The following is a 2,710-nucleotide window of genomic DNA, read 5'->3' on the forward strand; positions in this document are numbered from 1 at the left end:
CTGCTGGTACCGCGAACGGTTACTACTCAGTTCGGCAACTGACGAGCTGAGTAAGCAGTGAGCCACATATTTTGGTTCTATGTCGCTGGTAAAAATGAAACAGTCGTCATGTACGGCTACGTCATTTTCTCCGTACCAAACAAGCGGTTTGCAGAGATCCTCAACGTTTTCACCGGTAGCAGCAATAATTACATCTCCTTTGTGAGCGAATCTGAGGGAAGGGGCCATCGATTCAGGTAGATGCGAAATTGTTTCTGTCGCACTTAGCGAATAGGTTGTGTAAATCTCACCGTAGTGAACTGCTTCAATTCCCTTTTCCACATAGTCAGAAATGACGAATCTTTTTCCACGCCTCAAAGTTCCGATATCAGCTAAAGCAACTTGTCGAATTGAGCTATCTTCATTAAAAGAAAGCAGTGCATCTCGGTAATGCGAATACTGCTCCTGACGTGCCTCGAGTTCCGCCTCGAGTTCCGCCTCGAGTTCCGAGAAGGAGTCTAGTATCCGCACAATTTCCTCTTGGATTTCCATAGGGGGAACAGGAATGGGAATCTTGAGCAATCTTGCCTTGGAGATGTTGAAGCGAGTTACCCCGCTTGCGGTCTTAGCAAGAGCTTTTCTTATGGCTTTGCTCCGAAACAGGTGCTTGGCAAATTCTGGATGCAAGACATTCTGATTTGACGGACGAATTAAGAAGCAAAAACTATTTAGAAATATGTCGCGTGCGGGATCGACGGTTACCACCGACGTCATGCCGGCTTCTTCTGGATTTTCTGAGGAAGCGGTAAAGATGATGTCGCCTTTCTCCAGGCGACTCTGCTTTTCTCCGTCTTGCACGGAGACATGCTCCAAATAGCTCAAATCAAGAGCGGGATTCAGGAATACATTTTTATAGGGCACGAATAGCGCATTTTCATCGGGAGAGAAGTCTTTTTTGCTTTTGCCCGACAGTCCTGTGAGAAGTGATCCAATTTCTCCAAGCGTTCTGTACTCCACCCCGTCAGGACAAAGCTGCTCGATAAGCTCGTCAATCCTGCTCATCCCTACGCCTCCAGATCCGCCACGATGGCGTCGATGGCGCGGCGCAGCTCGTCCTCGCGGGCGACAATTTGCTCTATCTGGGCGTTGAGTTCCTTGATGTCGATCTTCTCGCGGGTGTCCTCCTGCTCCACATACGAACTTACGGAGAGGTTGGCGTCGTTGGCTACGATGTCGTCGTTGCTCACGAGTTTGCTGAAGTACTGGACCTCCTCGCGGTCCATGTGGGTGCGATAGATGCGCTCAATATTCTCCTCGGAGAGGTTATTGAGGTTGCCTACGTGCACGAACTCCTTGGACGCGTCGATGAAGAGCACGTCGCTCGTCTTCTTGGACTTCTTGAGTACGATGATGCAGGTGGCGATGGTGGTGCCGTAGAAGAGATTTGGCGGCAGCTGGATGACGGTGTCCACGAAGTTGTTCTGGATCAGGTACGTGCGGATCTTGCCCTCGGCACCTCCACGGTAGAGCACGCCCGGGAACTCGACGATGGCGGCGGTGCCGTCTGCGGAGAGCCAGCTCAGCATGTGCATGGTGAAGGCGAGGTCTGCCTTGCTGGCGGGTGCCAGCACGCCCGCGGGGCTAAAGCGCGGGTCGTTGATGTTGAGCGGGTTGTTCTTGCCCTCCCATTTGATGGAGTAGGGCGGGTTGGAGACGATCATCTCGAACGGCTCGTCATCCCAGTGACGGGGATCTTTCAACGTGTCGCCAAGCCTGATGCTGAAATGGTCGAAGTTGATGTCGTGCAAAAACATATTGATGCGGCACAGGTTGTAGGTGGTCAGGTTAATCTCCTGGCCGAAGAAGCCCTCACGCACGTTCTCCGCGCCAATCTGCTTGGCGGCGTTGAGCAAAAGCGATCCAGATCCGCAGCAAGGATCGTACACCTTGTTCACGCTGGTCCTGCCCGCCAGAGCGATCTTGGTGAGCAGGGTGGAGACGTACTGCGGGGTGAAGAACTCGCCACCCGATTTGCCGGCGTTGCTGGCGTACATGTTCATGAGGAACTCGTACGCGTCGCCGAAGGCGTCGATACGGTTGTCCTGGTAGCGGCCGCCTAGGTCCATGGAGCCGATCTTGTCCAGCAGGATCTTGAGCTTCTTGTTGCGCTCGAGCACGGTGTTGCCCAGCTTGGCGCTGTTCACGTCGTAGTCGGCGAAGAGCCCCTTGAGGTCGTCCTCGCTGTCGGTGCCCGCGGCGCTCGCCTCGATGTTCTTGAAGATGCGCTCCAGGACTTCGTTCAGGTCCTCGTCGTGCTTGCCGGCGAGGGCGTCGCGGCGGATGTTATTGAAGAGCTCGCTCGGCAGGATGAAGAGCCCACGCTCGTTGACCGTCTCCTCGCGCCCGTTTTCGGCTTCCTCGTCGGGTAGGGTCGCGTAGTCGAATTCGTTGCCCTCCTGTTCGTTGAGGTAGTCGGTCAGGTTCTCGGATATGAACCGGTAGAACAAGGTGCCGATCACGTATTGTTTGAAGTCCCAGCCGTCTACGCTGCCGCGCAGGTCATCGGCGATGGACCAGATGGTTTTGTGCAGCTCGGTGCGTTGAGCATCTTGGGTTGGGGCCATAGTTTAATTCCTATCCTAGGAAAACAAATCATCATAAGTATAGTGGCGCGCTTCAAATCAAGTGTTGTCCTCTATGGCTGAGTATTTGCCCCGCTGAGCACCACAGA

At 53.9% G+C, this 2,710-nt stretch carries 2 protein-coding genes; both read right to left on the reverse strand.

Going from position 1 to position 2,710, the window contains the following annotated elements:
• Nucleotides 1–1,041, reverse strand: a 1,041-nt coding sequence (locus PHA29_RS10380) for a restriction endonuclease subunit S (protein WP_270849561.1), incomplete at its 3' end; no start/stop codon positions are given.
• A 2-nt stretch (nt 1,042–1,043) separates the two neighbouring features.
• Nucleotides 1,044–2,603 carry a type I restriction-modification system subunit M gene (locus tag PHA29_RS10385; protein ID WP_270849562.1) on the reverse strand — a complete coding sequence of 520 codons (1,560 nt, stop codon included), beginning with the start codon at nt 2,601–2,603 and terminating at the stop codon, nt 1,044–1,046.
• Nucleotides 2,604–2,710: the final 107 nt, after the last annotated feature.

This window comes from Candidatus Collinsella stercoripullorum (genome assembly GCF_027669965.1).
In the GTDB taxonomy this organism is placed as follows: domain Bacteria; phylum Actinomycetota; class Coriobacteriia; order Coriobacteriales; family Coriobacteriaceae; genus Collinsella; species Collinsella stercoripullorum.